The organism is Mycoplasma sp. HU2014, from assembly GCF_001199495.1.
Taxonomy (GTDB): Bacteria; Bacillota_I; Bacilli_A; order Mycoplasmatales; family Mycoplasmataceae; genus Mycoplasma.
In genome coordinates, this window is sequence record NZ_LFYS01000071.1 from 1 (window position 1) to 14,932 (window position 14,932).

Consider the following 14,932-nt stretch of genomic DNA (forward strand, 5'->3'; position numbering starts at 1 on the left):
TTTTAATATAACAACAAAAGATATAATTTGTTCTTTACCATATCGTGGTAATTGCGTTGATTTTACTAGTTTTCCTGATTTTTTAGAAAAAACTAATATAAAAACTGGGGTTATTATAGGAGATAAAGGGGTTAGCAATGGTAAAAATATACCAGATCAAGTAGGTTATATATTTCCTATAAAACGTTCTTTGAGTATTTTACATAAACTTAATATTTATGATATGGAAGAAAAATTTAGCAATAAAGACAACACCATTTTTTACAAAAAATTAAAGCATGAAAACAAATTTTATTATGCTTTTAGAGATAATAATAGATTTTCAAAAGAACACAGTGACTATTTAAAAAGTAAAAAATATACAATAGAAAATTATAAAAAACTAAAAGATAAGTTTGGAACTATAGTTTATATATCTAATCAAGATCTAGAACCAATTGATATTTATAAAATGTACAAACAAAGATGAGAAATCGAACTAGTTAACAAGTTTTATCAAGATAACTTGAACCTTAAAGAAGTAAATAAAAAGAGTGATATTTCAATTTATGGAGCAGAATTTATTAAAATGCTTTCTACAATTATTGGGTATAGAATAAAAAATAAATTTGAAGAAAGAGGTATCTTAAATGAAAAAACTTTTAGTGAAGCACTAAAAGTATTTAACTCTTATAAAAAATACAAAATAAATATTATAGGTGATTCTTGAATAGTTGGTAAAATTTCAAAAAAGGATGAAGAAATGATTTTATCTTGTCTTATATAGTGTATATTTTTGGAATTCTTTAATTAATGTAAGCATATTGATAAATTCATCTGCATAAACACTTAAATCATCATGAACTTTAACTGAATCAAGTTCCAAAGTGTTTTTGTAAAAGTCATTAACAAGTTCAATTTCCCATCTTTGCTTATACATATTCAAGGCTTCTTGACACGTTATGTCTTGGTCAGAAACATATGCGATAGTGCCAAATTTGTGTTTCATTTTGTCATATCTTTCTTTTGAAAATTTTTTGCTTGACATAAAGTCGTGTTCTTCTTTGAATGCTCTTTTAACATCTCTAAAACAATAATAATATTTGTCTTCATAAAATACTTTTTTACATCATGTTGGATTCTCTTTATCGTCAAGTTTTTCTGACATATTATAAGCATCAATTTTATCTAAAATTTTTGAGGATCTTTTTAAAGGATGTATAAAACCAATGTTTGCAAAGCGTTCATTATTCATTGCTTTGTCACCAATTACAATTCCTTTTGTTATACCTGTTTTTTCTAAGAAATCAGGAAAGCTAGTGACATCTACACAATTTCCGGGATATGGAAGAGAACAAATTACATCTTTTGTCGATACATTGAAAGCAACTATAATGGATATGTTTTTACTGTTTTTAATTTTTGATTTGAAAGAAAAGTCATTTAAAGAATTAATTCTACTATTATTATTTTTTAACATCCCATCAATAGCAATTCTGTTATCATAATCAATTTTTTTAACTCTGTTTCTAATGAATAAAAGCGCTTTTCCATAATCAAGACCAACTGATCTTAGAAATTTAGAAATATTATTTTTATTTAGTTTTAAGTTTTGAAATTCATTAGAAATAAAAGATTCTTCGTATGTTTCTTCTAAGTTGGTATATGAGATTTTTGGATTTATAGAACGTAATAATGAAATTGTATACAAGTGATTGGCGAAATCTAATGTATAAACTTCTTTTAGATCACTTAAAATATCTTGTGAAACTGATTTAGCCAATTCATAATCACCATAATATTTAAAGCTAATCTCCTTTTTAATTTCTTCTTTTTTAATAAACTCACCATCAATGATGTGTCCTATCACTTTACCCTCTTTTGGTTGATTAGAACCGTTTTTTCTTACACAACCAACCCTTTCAATTACAGCTCATTTTGAACCAGATTTTTTAATTACAGTATTCTTTGGTCTTGGAACTTGTCGTATCTCTAATGGTACTCTCATGTTAACCTTCTATATAGTTAATTATATAGTTAAATTATAGCATAATTTAATAAGATTTTAAAGTATTTTTTATAAATTTCTGGAATAAAAAACGAGATATTTAAATCTCATTTTTTTATGCAATAACTACTTTTTTATTATATTTTAAGATGTATGTATAGCTAATTTATGCGGTAAACTTTTGATTAATAATTATTAAAAAAGAACTCTATAAAGAGTTCTAATTTAGTTCTATTTATCATTTCGCCAGGTCATAAATTCGTAGGCATGGCCGGTAAGAACTAAAACCACCGATATCATAAATATTTCAAACTTGTATAAGTAGAGAAATATTACATATATTATTTTAACACTTGCTATCTTTTATTAGCAAAGAAATTGTTAAGGATATTTTTATATTCATCTTCTTTTTTACGGTTCTTTATTTGGATTAAATTTATGTTTATATCATTAATACTGTATTTGTTAGTTATTCCATATTTGATACTATCAACTAAAAAATAAATATCTTTAATTTTAGCTTGAACAATTGCTCCATAACACATCTGACAAGGTTCAAGAGTAGTTACTATTTTATAATCACTTAAATTCATGTTATTTGTTTTTTTAACAGCTAAATTAATTACATTTATTTCAGCATGTGATGAGATATTTTTATCTTTTTGTTTAGTGTTATGACTTAAACTAATGATATTGTTATTTTTATCTAATACACAAGCACTAACTGGAATGTCATCACACTCTAATGCCTTTTTAGATTCATTTATTAATAAATCTAATAATTGATCAAATTCTTTCATAATTCCTCCAAATAAAAAACCGTAATACAGAACACGTTTCCTTATAGCTGCTACCTTCCGGTCCTGACTCATTCAGATGTTATCCTTATTACGGCATATTTAATTATATTATTTTTCTAATGTTTTTTCAATAGGATTATTTTCAGTTCTGGAAAAGGATTATTTTCAGCGTATTCCAATAGAATCATCATCAGTTTCTTTTTTTACACCGTTTTGATTAGTAGTATCGATTGATTGAATTTTTTCTATTTTTGAATTAATTTTGTTTGTTGATTTTTCTAGATCTTCGAATGTAGAATTTGTTTTTTGAACATAATCATTAAAAGCTTTTTTAAGTTTTTGATTTCTTTCATCTCATTTTTGAAAATCAATTAATACACCTTCTACTAAATCTTTAACCTTGTGTATATCTTTGCTAATTTTATAATCTCTAATAGCCATTTGTTGAGAGTGTAAAACTATTGGCAAAGTAGTTGGAGAAGTTAAAAATATTTTCTTATTAAGTGCTTTTTGATAAATATCTTCAAATTTAGTTAAGATTAGTTCAAATACTACTTGTGAGGGAATGTACATAATAACATTATCCACACCCTCTTTTTTATCAATGTATTTTTCTACTTCACTTATCTTACTTATTAAAGATGTTCTAAAATTTTTCTCTTTTTGTTTGTATTCAAAATCATTTGGATCTTTAGTTAATAGAACTTCAGCATCTATCGTCGGAAATTTAGAATCAATAGCTAACTTTTTGTTATTAATTCCTGTATGAATGACAGCATCTATTCTAAGTCCTGGTTTATTTTCATATTTATACTCTCGTTGCCAAATACTGTGTTCTGATTCTTCACCCAAAATGTTTGATAATATTCACTCTAAAGTAAATTCTCCAACATTACCTCTATTTTTACTGTTAGTAAAAATAGAAGAAAGATTATCTAGTTTTGTTTTTGAATCAACAACAACTGTATCAATTCTTGACATTTGCTTTGTATTATTATCATTTAGAATTTTTATAGAATCATTCAAATCTTTAATAACTTTTGAAATATCAGTTTTTTGATCATTTACACTTTTTCTTACATTCTCAAAATTTGTTGCATCAATTTTTTCAATAGATTCTAATTTAGAAATAATAGTTTGAATTTGTTTATCAAAAGTTCTACTATCAACTGGATAATCAAAACCGTTGCGTTTAATAGTTCTTATAACAAAGAATAAAGTAATTGCCATTGTTACAATCCCTATAATAATCATGACAATCATTCAAGCTTCCATTATGTTTCTTCCTTTTTTACCTAGTAATCTAAATTTAACAATTTAATTTTTCTCATTTGTTTTGAATATAATTTAGTTTTTTTGTAATCTTGTTTTAAGTGCTTAATTAAGTTTTTAATATTAATTAATTCTTGTTTTTCTAAATCATATTTAGATTTTAAATTATTAATTTGTTCATGTTTTTGACTAGTTGTTAAATCTTGATTATTTAGTAATTTAATTTCGTTTTGAGTTTGTAATTTAAGCTCATTTAATTGTTGTTTTTTATTTGTAAATTCTTGATTTAAATTATTACGAGTATTAGTATAGTTTATTTTTGCAGTTTCTAAATCTTGTTTTGTTTTATAGTTAATGTTTGATACCATATTTTCACGAAACATTCTGAACTCTTTTTCATACTCTTTTAATTGATTGTAAATATCTTGTTTTGTTTGACCATCTTTAATTAAAGTGTCCATTCATTTTTCTTGTTTTACATAACTATTAAATGCTTCTGCTTCAAAATAACTAGTTGCTAATTCTTTATTAAATAATTTTAATTTAGCTTTATAAACTGGGAATCTAAAGTGACGATATCTATTAATAATTCAATCAATAATTTTTAAGTTTTTATCTTCTAAGAATTTTTGTCTTAATGAAGTTGAAATATTTTCTATGATTAATGTAAAGATAATTAATCCGAATATTACAGCTCCAAATTCAGCAAATAAACGTCCACTGAAATATGAACTCATAGTAAATCCAATTTTACCAGCATTAACAACTCCTAGAGCTGCAACTTCTTTAAAGTTTAATTCAAAACGATAAATGATGTATGAAATTATTTCATCTTTTGTTTGAGCAACTATTCCATATCTAAAAACATGTCATCAGTTAAGTCCCATAGATTTTAATTGGTAAATTATTTTCATGTTAATTTTTTCATATATCTCACGATTATATTTTGTAAGCATACCAATTGTTCCCATTACAAGAGCTAACATACCAGGAAATTGTCCAAATCCAACTACAAATATAAATATATATGCATACATATAAGTTGGTATAGATCTCATAACTGTTGTAATGAACATAAATGGGAAAGCTACATATTTATTAGTTACTTTTGATGAACTTAATAAACCTAAAACATAAGCAATAATTGAACCTATAAATGTAGCAACAATCGCCATAGATAAAGCTTCTCATAATAAAAGTATTACTGGATCTTGAACTGAATGAGCAATATCTTTAAAAAATAATGATTTTCAATTTATATTTATTATTTCTAAAATTACATTTCCTGTATTTTTTATTTGTTGTGGACTTGCAAATTTTAAATCAATAGTTGTTGAAGAATAAATAAATAGTGAAATTAAAATTATTCCAAAAATTAATCTTTTAATATAATTTTTTCTACCACTTTTTAGAGTTTGTTCAACTGTTAAATTATCTTTGAACTCTTTTAATTCTTGTTTTGTTATTAGTTCAATTTGTTTTTTTAATTCTTCTTTTTCTTTTAAAACTAAAAAGTTTAATTTTGCAGTTGTTTTTTGATCAATTCTAACTGTTTGATCAATTGAATATAGTTTTATAAATAAATCAGTATCTATATTTTTTAATAATGACTTATATTCTAATTTATCTTGTTTAACATTTATTTTATGTTCTTTTATATATTCTTTAATTTTTTGTTTTCTTATTTTTTTAAGTTTTTGTATTTTATTTTCATCATTTAATTGAGAAATTTTTTCATCAATATCTTTTACTAAAATGTAATTTACATAAAATTCTAAAGCATTAGTATTATCAATTTTTCTTATAGATTTTACAGATTTGTTAATAATTTTATACTCTAAAACTTGATCTCTATCTTCAAGTACATATTTTTTAACTACAATTATCAATACCTCAACCATTAGAATAACAGATGAAAATATTGTTAATAAGAACCCTACTTTATTATATTCATTAGCATCAATTGCAACTGTAATTAATGAACCAAAACTAGTTATCCCAACAGCAGTTCCTATAATTGATAAATAACGAATATTAATTTCAAGTGTATAAAGTGAAATAGAAAGTAAATCTCTTGAAATTTGAGGAATCACGGCTTTTCTGAATGCTTGAATTCTTGTAATTCCTGTAACTTGTAGTGATGTATAAATTTTTACATCTATTTGTTCTATTTTTTCAAAGAACATTTTTCCTGCAACTGAAAATGAGAAGAACATAACCCCAACAGCAATAGCTGAAGATGCAGTATCAAAAAATCCTTTTATTATAATTGCAAAAGCAAAAGTTGGTATAGTTCTAAGTATTGATAAAAATAATCTAGCTGTTTGATTTACAAAATTATTTTTTATGATACTTCTAGCAGCTAATAATGCAACTGGTAGACATAAAATCACACCTATAAAAGTACCAAAAAAAGAATAAGTTAAGGTTTGTATTAAAAGTCTTATTGAGCTATTTAAAAAACTTTCTGCACCAAGTTTAGACTTAGATCAATCTTCAAAATCTCACTTGAAAAAATCTTTAAACAATTCACCTAATTTATCAATATTATCAAAAAATTTTGGTCAATCACTCTCTAGTAAAATAAAACCAAGAAGTAAAATTGCAATTGTTGTAACTAAGAAACTTATTGAAAATACTTTTTTAGGTTTTTTTGAAAAATTATTACCTACTTTAAATGTTTTATTCTTTAGAAGCATTAGTAATTATCTCCATAAATTTCTTTAATTTTTTCATCATTTAACTGATCTGGAGAACCATCAAAAACAATTTCTCCATTATTTAAACCTATAATTCTTGTTGCATATTTTTTAGCTAGATCAACATGGTGAATATTTATAATAGTTGTTATTCCTTCTTCTTCGTTAATTTTTTGGAAATCTTTCATAACTTGATTAGCCATAACCGGATCTAGAGCCGATACCGGTTCATCAGCAATAATTAAAAATGGTTGTTGACTTAATGTTCTTGCTAAAGCAACACGTTGTTGTTGCCCACCACTTAAGTTTTCAGCACGAATATAAGCAAAGTCTAGTAAGTTTAATTTATTTAAAGATTCTAATGCTATTTGTTTACTCTTTTTAGAAAAAATACCTAAAATTTTATTTACTAATTTTTCTTTTGCGATTCTTGAATTTAATACATTTTCTAAAACCGTTTTGTTGCCAATGTTGTTATATTCTTGAAACATTAGACCAATATTGCTTCTTAATTCACGTAGTTTTTTTCCTCTAGTTTTAGATAAATCATATTTTTTATTGATTCTGTCAAACTCTATTTCAATGTTTCCTGACGATATATCATTAAGTTTATTAATAGTTTTTAAAAGAGTAGTTTTTCCTGCACCAGAAAGACCGATAACAGCTATCAATTCTCCTTTTGATATTGTTAAATTTATATCTTTTAAAACTTGTTTTCCATTTGGTCAAATTTTATTAACATTTTTAAATACAATCATTTTTTTCCTTTCCCTACCCCCATGTTATAGCATCTGAAATTTCTGATACATCTTTAAGTTTTTTAAGTGCGTCTGTTATGTCTGAATCAATTTTTTTCACATCTGGTTCAATGAAGTTTTTAATGTTGTATATACTAAACACTTTTTTTGCTTCAGGATTTTCATTGATTAAACTTAATAATCCTGTTTTTATATCTTTAAGTAAGTTTAAATCTTTACCTACAAGAGATTTTTTATTTTTTGAATACATAATTCCATCATTTATTATCGCTTGACTTGCTCCAATAATTTCAGTGTTTTCAAATAATTTTTTCTCATGATCTAATTTACCAGATCTAGTAAAACGTATGTCAGAAAAACCAAATCCTATTGCATAACCATTTCCTGATTTTGCTTCAGCATTATCACCAATAGTAGTTGCTATAGTGTCATAATCGCTTCCTTTAATGAATTTTTTTCCACCTTTAAATAAACCAACTATTTCTTCATTTGATAAACCAGCAACTTCTTTCATTCATGAAACAGGATAGCTAAAACCAGCAGATGATTTTTTATCACCTAAAGCTATTTTTATATTTGATTCAAGTATTAAACTTTTCATTATTTCTTTGTAGTTTTCAAAACTATTTAACTGTCTAGCTTCATCTAAAGCGGTTTTATAACTTTTTTGATCTTTATAAATTGTTTCACGTAAAACACTTGTATTTGCATACACATAAGATCTATAGTATGAAGCTGGATTTGTTTCATCTTCAAGAACTGTTGCATAACTTTCACCTTCAGCAGGTTTGTTTTTAGTTAATTCTTGGTATCAATTAGCTAATTCAAATAAATCTTGTCCTTTTAAATCAGATATAGCTTTAGCATTTGAGAATTTTTTATCATCACCTTGGAAAACTTTAAATGTTGTATCAGGTTTAACACCTCTTCTACCAGAACTTAATAAGAAACCAATTTTGTCATATGTACCGTCTTCTTGCTTTTCTCCTCTGTTTTCTGCATAAGGTTGTATTGGCATAAATGCAATATCAACTGAACCACCAGCTAATGATTTTGCCGCAGCACTATAACTTGTAGAAACATCAACTTTTACAGCTTTATTAAATTCTTCTCCTCTTGCTTCAGCTAATTCTTTTAACTTTTTAGTTAATAATTCTCTTAAAGGAGCAACTTGAGCTGTGATGTCAGTTCCACTTTTTGATGGAACAAAAAGAATTTCTAATTTTGGAGTTCTACAGCTAACAACAGCAAGTGAGCTAGTAGATACTAATCCTATAGAACTTATTATTGAAATTAATTTTTTCATATTATTACCGTTAATCCTATCTACTTAAATAAATGTAATTTTTCTATAACAAAAATAGAGAGAGGTAAAACTACAAAAAAATTTATAGCATCCCATCCTCTACTTCTAGATTAATTTTATAAGTTAATTAGTTATAATGCACTATTTTTTTATAATTTTTTCTGTTTTACGTCTTTTTAATATTGAAAAAGTTGTTCCAATAATTGAACAGTTCTCTACAGTTCCTCCAAGCGAACTTACAATTATTGTTGCTAGATTAGATTTTTCTGTTTTATCGATAGTAGGTTCTCCAAAACTTGTTTTCTAAAAAAATTGAAATATATTATTTCTAAACTTATATCTTTCATTTGGTCAACTAACTTCCTGCTGGAAAATTTATACTTAATGATCGTCTTAAAATATCTCCAAGTTTTTTAGGTTGGAAGGGTGGAAAATTTGGTAATTTAACCTTATTTTTATCAGCAAAAAAATTGAAATATTCTACTTGTTCAACATTTAAACGTGACATATTTTATGAGGTTTTTTTATATTATTTAGTTTTATTTTTGTGTTAATTTATTATATTCAACTGCAATCTGAGAAGCAATTTTAGCATTATTATAAACTAATTGAATGTTTGCTTGCAAACTTTCTCCTTTAGTTAATTCTAAAATTCTAGCAAGTAAAAATGGTGTAGTTTTTTTACCAGTAATGTGTGCTTTTTTAGCATCTTCTAATGCTTTGTTTACTTCTTTAATAATGTAGTTATATTCTAAACTATATTGTTCAGGGATTGGGTTTGCTAAAACAATTCCACCATTAGTAAACTCTCATTTTGATTGCATAATATTTGCAACTTCATTTACAGTTTTTACATTATAAGTGACATCAACTTCACTAGTATTTGAATAAAAGCCAGGAAGTTTGTCAGTATTAAATCCTAAAACTTCTACCCCTTTAGTTTCTAAATATTCACTAGTTAAGTTTAAATCTAAAATTAATTTAGCTCCAGCACAAACTACTAAAATGTTATTATCTGCCAGTTCATCAAGATCTCTTGAAATATCCATTGTAATTTCAGCTTCACGGTGAACTCCACCAATTCCACCAGTTGCAAAAACATTAACACCTACTTTTTTAGCAACTAAAATAGTACCACTTACTGTTGTTCCTCCACTTTTTTTATTAGCTAATACATAACCAAAATCTCTTTTACTTGTTTTGATTACATCTTTTAATTGTGCTAATTGTTCAATTTGTTCTTGTTCTAAACCAACGTGAATAACTCCATTTATTATTGCAATAGTTGCAGGAATTGAACCATTATCTCTAACTATTTGTTCAACATTTTTAGCCATTTCAACATTTTTAGGATAAGGCATTCCATGAGTTATAATTGTTGATTCTAAAGCAACAACTGGTTTATTATTTTTTAAAGCAGTTTCTACTTCTTTACTGTAAACTATTTTCATATTATTTAATCTCCTTATACTCTTTTAATATTATATCTTTAGTTAGAATTTCACTTACTGTATTTTTAGATAGTAATGCATATTTACTAAAAATAAAAGCTGTTTTTAACATATCTAGTTTGTTAATTAAACTATAAATTATTCCAGCACAAAATGCATCACCAGCTCCTGAAGCAGAAACGATATTTTCTATTTGATTATTATAGATTTGTATTTGTTTGTTTTTAGATTTATAAACTGATCCGTTTTTACTATCAGTTATAACTACTGATTTAACATTATGATCAATAACTTTTTCTGCTAGTGTTGTTAAGTTATTTTCATCTGTATTTAATAAGCTTTGGATTTCTTTTTTATTTGCTTTTAAAAGTGAAATATTATTTAAAATAGATTTAAATTTCATAATTTTACTACAAGATACACCTTCACCTATTATGAATTTATCTTTATATTTATTAGTAAAATCTATAATAAATTGTTCAGATAAATTAGCATCTAAACAAATAATTTCAGATTCATTAATTATATTTTGTAAATGGTCAATATCAGATAATTGTAAAGATTGAATAATTTCTGTATCACTTACTGCTAATTGCATATCATTTTCTTTATTTAGTATAGCTATATATTTACCTGTTTTATATTCTTTTTTAGTTGTTAAAAAATATTTTAAAGACAGTGAATTTAATTGGTTTTTAATTCATTGTCCTTCTAAATCATCACCAACACAAGAAATAAAACCAACATCAATATCAGTTTTTAATAAATTAACAGCTATATTTTGACCAACTCCACCTACAACACTAAAGAAAGATGAAATATTTGAATCGTTTAATTTCATATCATTTTGTAATTGTGCATATAAATCATAATTAACTCCACCAATAACTAAAACTTTCATTATTCCTCCAATAAATATTAATAATTATTTTAATTATAAAATACAGTAAAATAGGTTTTAACATTTATATAGTGTTATTTGTATATATTTTGAAAATAAAAAAGAGAGTTAACTTTGTCCTACTCTCTTAGTAGTTATTTTTTACTTGGTGCTCCATCATTTTTAGCTCTATTTGCAATATTTTCTACTTCTTGAACTATATCTTCTAAGCCTTTAATAGCTTCGTTAACCCCACCTGAAAGTTTGTCTCATTCACCTTCTAAATTTGTTAGCAATCTTTTGATTTTATTAAGTTTATCAAGTGTTGACATTTTTTCTCAATTCCCTTTTTCAAGAGAACTTTCTATTTTTTTTAATACTTCAAAGAATTTAACTTCATTTAAAGTTTCAAGATCTTTTTTAAGTTTTGTTAATTCATTTAATTTATTTTGGAAGAAATCAGCTAATTTTTGACCACCATCTCTTATTTCTTTTAAGACTTTTTCTAAAACTTTAACTATTATTGTATTTTGTCCAAGCAATTTCATCTGGTTAAAATCTTCTGTTTTTATAACTTTATTTTCTTCACCACTTCCAATTTGAACTTTAATACCAGCATTTAATAAATTTTCTAAAGTAGCAGGTATTGGAATTTCTTTTTTATCATCTGAATCTAGTTCAGTAGTTTCTTTTTCAGTTGCTTTTATTTCATTAGATTGAGAATTATAATAAGCTAAATAATAAGTGACATTTTTTCCTCGTGATCCTTAACAGTATAAGTTGTTAATTTTACAGCTTTTTCATAAACTCCTTTTGCTAAACCAAAGTCTTTTGAAATTTTAGCGTTTAAAGAGTCAATATAATTTTTAATTTCACCATTTTTTGCTTCAGCTGCAGCCAATTGTTCATCAAGACTTTTTATCATTGACTGAGCATTTTGTTTTTCTTGTTGTAGTAATGCTCTTCATTCATTTATTTCTTTTTTATGATTAAATGTTTGAACACCATATATAGTTCCACCAGATGTAGCAGCACCAATAACTAAACCAATCATAGGTAATAAAAGTTTTTTCATATCTGTCCTCCTTTTTTAATATATTAGTAGATTAAAATGTGTCATACCCAAGTTAATTATCCAAAATCAAAAAAAAAAAAAAAAAGACTTGACAAATTCTCATTTTGTGTTTCGTGCCCCCTAAAATTCGAAATTAATTTCTCTAACAATTAAATAAAAATATCACCTAACGATTATTAGGTGATATTTTTGATTTATATTAAATTATTTAACTGATAATCTTTTTAATGATTCCATGATAACTTCATCTTCTCTAACTTCTTGTTGTCATAGTCTCATGTTACTTTTTACATATTCAGCAGTGATGATTTCGCTTTCAGGATCTATTTCTGTTTCTTCAGTTACATCTTCGTATTTAGGATCGACTGAAATTAAGTTTTCTAAAATTTGTTCTCTTAATTTTTGTTTTATTTCTTCAGGATCTTTTGATTGTTCAAATTCTTCAACAACATTTTCAATTAATTTATCTCAATAATCAGCTGGATTAGGTTCAACTACTCAGAATCCTGACATTTTAAAGAAGTATAAAACTGTTAATAATGCAGTTCTTTTATTTCCATCGGTAAATTTATTTTTTGTTGATAAGTCAAATATAATATCAGCAGCTAAATTAGTGAAGTTAGCTCCTCTTTGGAATGCTCATTTTTTAATTCAAAAGTTAACTAATGATAAAGCTCCACCTACAGGTTTTTGGAAATAAACTTCTTTGTGATCACCAATTCTTGCAGCTTCGTCATTTGCATCCATACATAAAATTCCAACAGCTTCTGCAAAATCTTCATTAAATGGAAATTTTTTCATAACTCACTCAGTCACTTTTATTACATTATTTTTACTCATAAAATCATCCTTCCATTGACAAATACCAATATTCTAATTATTCATATAGTTAATTAATAATTTTGGATATGTCTATATATTAATTTTAATATGTAACAAAAAAAGAGTGTTAAATAACACTCTATTTATTATTAAGTTTTATTCTTTCTTGTTGACGTAAACGTCTTTGTCTTTCTTGATTTCCAGCTTTTGTATGTTTTTCATTATATTTGTAGAAACCGTATGTTTGTATTATTTGAAATATTGATGAAAAAATTCAATAAATACATACACCAGTTGCAACTGATAAAATAACTATAACAAACACTACCATCATAACAAGTTGAGTAATAAGTTGTTTTTTTCTAGCTTTTTTCTGTGCTTCAGTTAATGAAATTGCTTTTTGACGCTTCATTTGAAGTAAAGTAGGTAACAACATTGAAATCGCTTGTAAAGGTAAATAAATTCCGATGATTAATATATAAATATAGTTACCTTGAGTAATTTGTTGCCATGGTCCTTCAATTAAAGCAATTGGGCCTAATGTAGCAATTTTTAATGATCTAGTTGATCTAACAATTGCATAAATCGCAAATAAGAATGGTAGCGGAGCAAATGATCCTGCTAGTGATGAAAACTGTGACATACCTTCTCTTTGATAAGCTGCTTGAATTTCAGCTTGTTGTTTTTGTCTTGATTGCATGTCTTTTTTATTTTTATATTTATCTTGAATTTCAGCTACTTTTAGTTGAATATCTTGCATTTTATGTTGATTTATTTGTGACTTAAATCCCATTAACAACGTTAATACTCTAATTATTAACACTGTTAAGAAAATTGATGCAACAGATGAAATACCATAAGATAGTTGAGTTTTATCATCTAAACTAGGATTTAATGTTCCTGAGAATAATTTAATAAGTCCACTTAATACTCATGCTGTTGGATAAACAAAGAATCCGTAGAAAGGTGATTCAGTTTTACTAAAAGCTTCACCTCACGAGTTTATAGAATTATATCCATATTCAATAAGTTTTCCATTTTGCATTGCAAAGTGATGAACTTTTTCTCCACTTTCTCCTAATGAATTAAGAACGATCTCAAATGAAACCCCAGGAGCATAAACACTTTTTCCTGTCATATCAACTATTTGATTAACTGTATATTGAGATTGATACATTTGCACACAACCTCATAACATTGAAACCAGAATAAATATAAAACCAATAATTTTTAATCATTTTATAACTATTTTTAAAATATCTTTTGGTTGTTTACTTTTTTTACTCTTTTCAGGGTTCAAATAATTCATTACTCTATTACTTTGCTTGTACAAACTCTTCTCCCCCTATTCTATATCTAAAGTTTATTTATAATTTTTTTAAAAGAATTTGAAGTAGTTTCAAATTTAATATCTAAAATCGGTTTTCTTGCCAAAATAATAATATCAAGTGATTTATATCCACATATATCTATATTATTATTTATTAACATTCTTATTTGTCGTTTAACTTTATTTCTTACAACAGCATTACCTATTTTTTTTCCTACACTTATTCCGTATCTCAAATAACCTTTGTCATTCGATCTATAATAAATTACAAAACAAAGATTCTTAGTAGATTTTTTTGTAGAAATAATATCTTGAAATTCAAAGTTCTTTTTTATAATTCTTTTATTTTTCATAGTTTGTTAAAAGCAATTAAATTAAGCAGATAATTTTGCTCTACCCTTAGCTCTACGAGCATTAATTACTTTTCTACCATTTTTAGTAGCCATTCTTGCTCTAAATCCGTGAACACGTGCGTGTTTGATTTTTGATGGTTGTCAAGTTCTTTTCATGCTGGAACCTCCTCACTTTAAAAATAATGTTTCATCATCTATT

The 14,932-nt window shown here is 25.4% G+C and carries 16 protein-coding genes, 1 other RNA gene and 1 pseudogene; 2 read left to right on the forward strand and 16 right to left on the reverse strand.

Features of this window, described 5'->3' with window-relative positions; translation table 4 throughout:
* The coding region (locus AB668_RS05850) for a transposase (RefSeq protein ID WP_201342698.1) at positions 1-766 on the forward strand (766 nt) is incomplete at its 5' end.
* 21 nt (positions 767-787) lie between these two features.
* On the opposite strand, the pseudogene AB668_RS05975 reads toward AB668_RS05850, so the two are convergent.
* The 7 genes and pseudogenes from AB668_RS05975 to AB668_RS04530 all read right to left on the reverse strand — a co-directional run.
* Positions 788-1,987 (reverse strand): annotated as a pseudogene (locus tag AB668_RS05975) (transposase); the annotation flags it as partial.
* 356 nt (positions 1,988-2,343) lie between these two features.
* Positions 2,344-2,787 (reverse strand): nucleoside deaminase, encoded by a 444-nt coding sequence (locus tag AB668_RS04510; RefSeq protein ID WP_050517807.1) that lies wholly within the window; start codon positions 2,785-2,787, stop codon positions 2,344-2,346.
* Between the two features lie 6 nt (positions 2,788-2,793).
* An RNA gene (gene ffs, locus AB668_RS05345) (signal recognition particle sRNA small type) lies at positions 2,794-2,889 on the reverse strand.
* Positions 2,890-2,946: 57 nt separating this feature from the next.
* Positions 2,947-4,017 carry a DNA recombination protein RmuC gene (locus tag AB668_RS04515; protein ID WP_160315016.1) on the reverse strand — a complete coding sequence of 357 codons (1,071 nt, stop codon included), beginning with the start codon at positions 4,015-4,017 and terminating at the stop codon, positions 2,947-2,949.
* A 65-nt stretch (positions 4,018-4,082) separates the two neighbouring features.
* The gene (locus tag AB668_RS04520) at positions 4,083-6,758 is read right to left on the reverse strand and encodes an ABC transporter permease subunit (protein WP_050517809.1); all 2,676 of its coding nucleotides are present in this window, start codon (positions 6,756-6,758) and stop codon (positions 4,083-4,085) included.
* Positions 6,758-7,516: a phosphonate ABC transporter ATP-binding protein gene (phnC, locus tag AB668_RS04525; RefSeq protein WP_050517810.1), complete on the reverse strand. Its 759-nt coding sequence runs from the start codon at positions 7,514-7,516 to the stop codon at positions 6,758-6,760. The genes AB668_RS04520 and phnC overlap by 1 nt, the downstream gene beginning before the upstream one ends.
* Before the next feature lie 13 nt (positions 7,517-7,529).
* Positions 7,530-8,822, reverse strand: coding sequence for a lipoprotein (locus AB668_RS04530; RefSeq protein ID WP_050517811.1), 1,293 nt, complete (start codon positions 8,820-8,822; stop codon positions 7,530-7,532).
* A gap of 136 nt (positions 8,823-8,958) precedes the next feature.
* Between AB668_RS04530 and AB668_RS05980 the strand changes: the two genes are divergently transcribed.
* Complete coding sequence (locus AB668_RS05980; RefSeq protein WP_235443353.1) at positions 8,959-9,129, forward strand: hypothetical protein; 171 nt, start codon at positions 8,959-8,961, stop codon at positions 9,127-9,129.
* A 48-nt stretch (positions 9,130-9,177) separates the two neighbouring features.
* Here AB668_RS05980 and AB668_RS05770 read toward each other — a convergent pair whose 3' ends face one another.
* The 9 genes from AB668_RS05770 to rpmH all read right to left on the reverse strand — a co-directional run bounded on the left by AB668_RS05770 (position 9,178) and on the right by rpmH (position 14,889).
* On the reverse strand, positions 9,178-9,330 hold the full coding sequence (locus AB668_RS05770; RefSeq protein WP_160315017.1) for a hypothetical protein: 153 nt from the start codon (positions 9,328-9,330) through the stop codon (positions 9,178-9,180).
* Positions 9,331-9,361: 31 nt separating this feature from the next.
* Entirely contained in the window at positions 9,362-10,273 is a 912-nt protein-coding gene (locus AB668_RS04535; RefSeq protein ID WP_050517812.1) for a pseudouridine-5'-phosphate glycosidase, read from the reverse strand.
* A gap of 1 nt (position 10,274) precedes the next feature.
* On the reverse strand, positions 10,275-11,174 hold the full coding sequence (locus AB668_RS04540; RefSeq protein WP_050517813.1) for a PfkB family carbohydrate kinase: 900 nt from the start codon (positions 11,172-11,174) through the stop codon (positions 10,275-10,277).
* A gap of 134 nt (positions 11,175-11,308) precedes the next feature.
* Positions 11,309-11,701: a hypothetical protein gene (locus AB668_RS04545; RefSeq protein ID WP_050517814.1), complete on the reverse strand. Its 393-nt coding sequence runs from the start codon at positions 11,699-11,701 to the stop codon at positions 11,309-11,311.
* A gap of 185 nt (positions 11,702-11,886) precedes the next feature.
* On the reverse strand, positions 11,887-12,228 hold the full coding sequence (locus tag AB668_RS04550; protein WP_050517815.1) for a hypothetical protein: 342 nt from the start codon (positions 12,226-12,228) through the stop codon (positions 11,887-11,889).
* A gap of 204 nt (positions 12,229-12,432) precedes the next feature.
* Positions 12,433-13,068, reverse strand: coding sequence for a hypothetical protein (locus AB668_RS04555; protein ID WP_235443354.1), 636 nt, complete (start codon positions 13,066-13,068; stop codon positions 12,433-12,435).
* A 121-nt stretch (positions 13,069-13,189) separates the two neighbouring features.
* Entirely contained in the window at positions 13,190-14,383 is a 1,194-nt protein-coding gene (gene yidC, locus AB668_RS04560) for a membrane protein insertase YidC (RefSeq protein ID WP_050517816.1), read from the reverse strand.
* Between the two features lie 23 nt (positions 14,384-14,406).
* Complete coding sequence (gene rnpA, locus AB668_RS04565) at positions 14,407-14,733, reverse strand: ribonuclease P protein component (protein WP_050517817.1); 327 nt, start codon at positions 14,731-14,733, stop codon at positions 14,407-14,409.
* 21 nt (positions 14,734-14,754) lie between these two features.
* Positions 14,755-14,889 (reverse strand): 50S ribosomal protein L34, encoded by a 135-nt coding sequence (gene rpmH / locus AB668_RS04570; protein ID WP_036497817.1) that lies wholly within the window; start codon positions 14,887-14,889, stop codon positions 14,755-14,757.
* Positions 14,890-14,932: the final 43 nt, after the last annotated feature.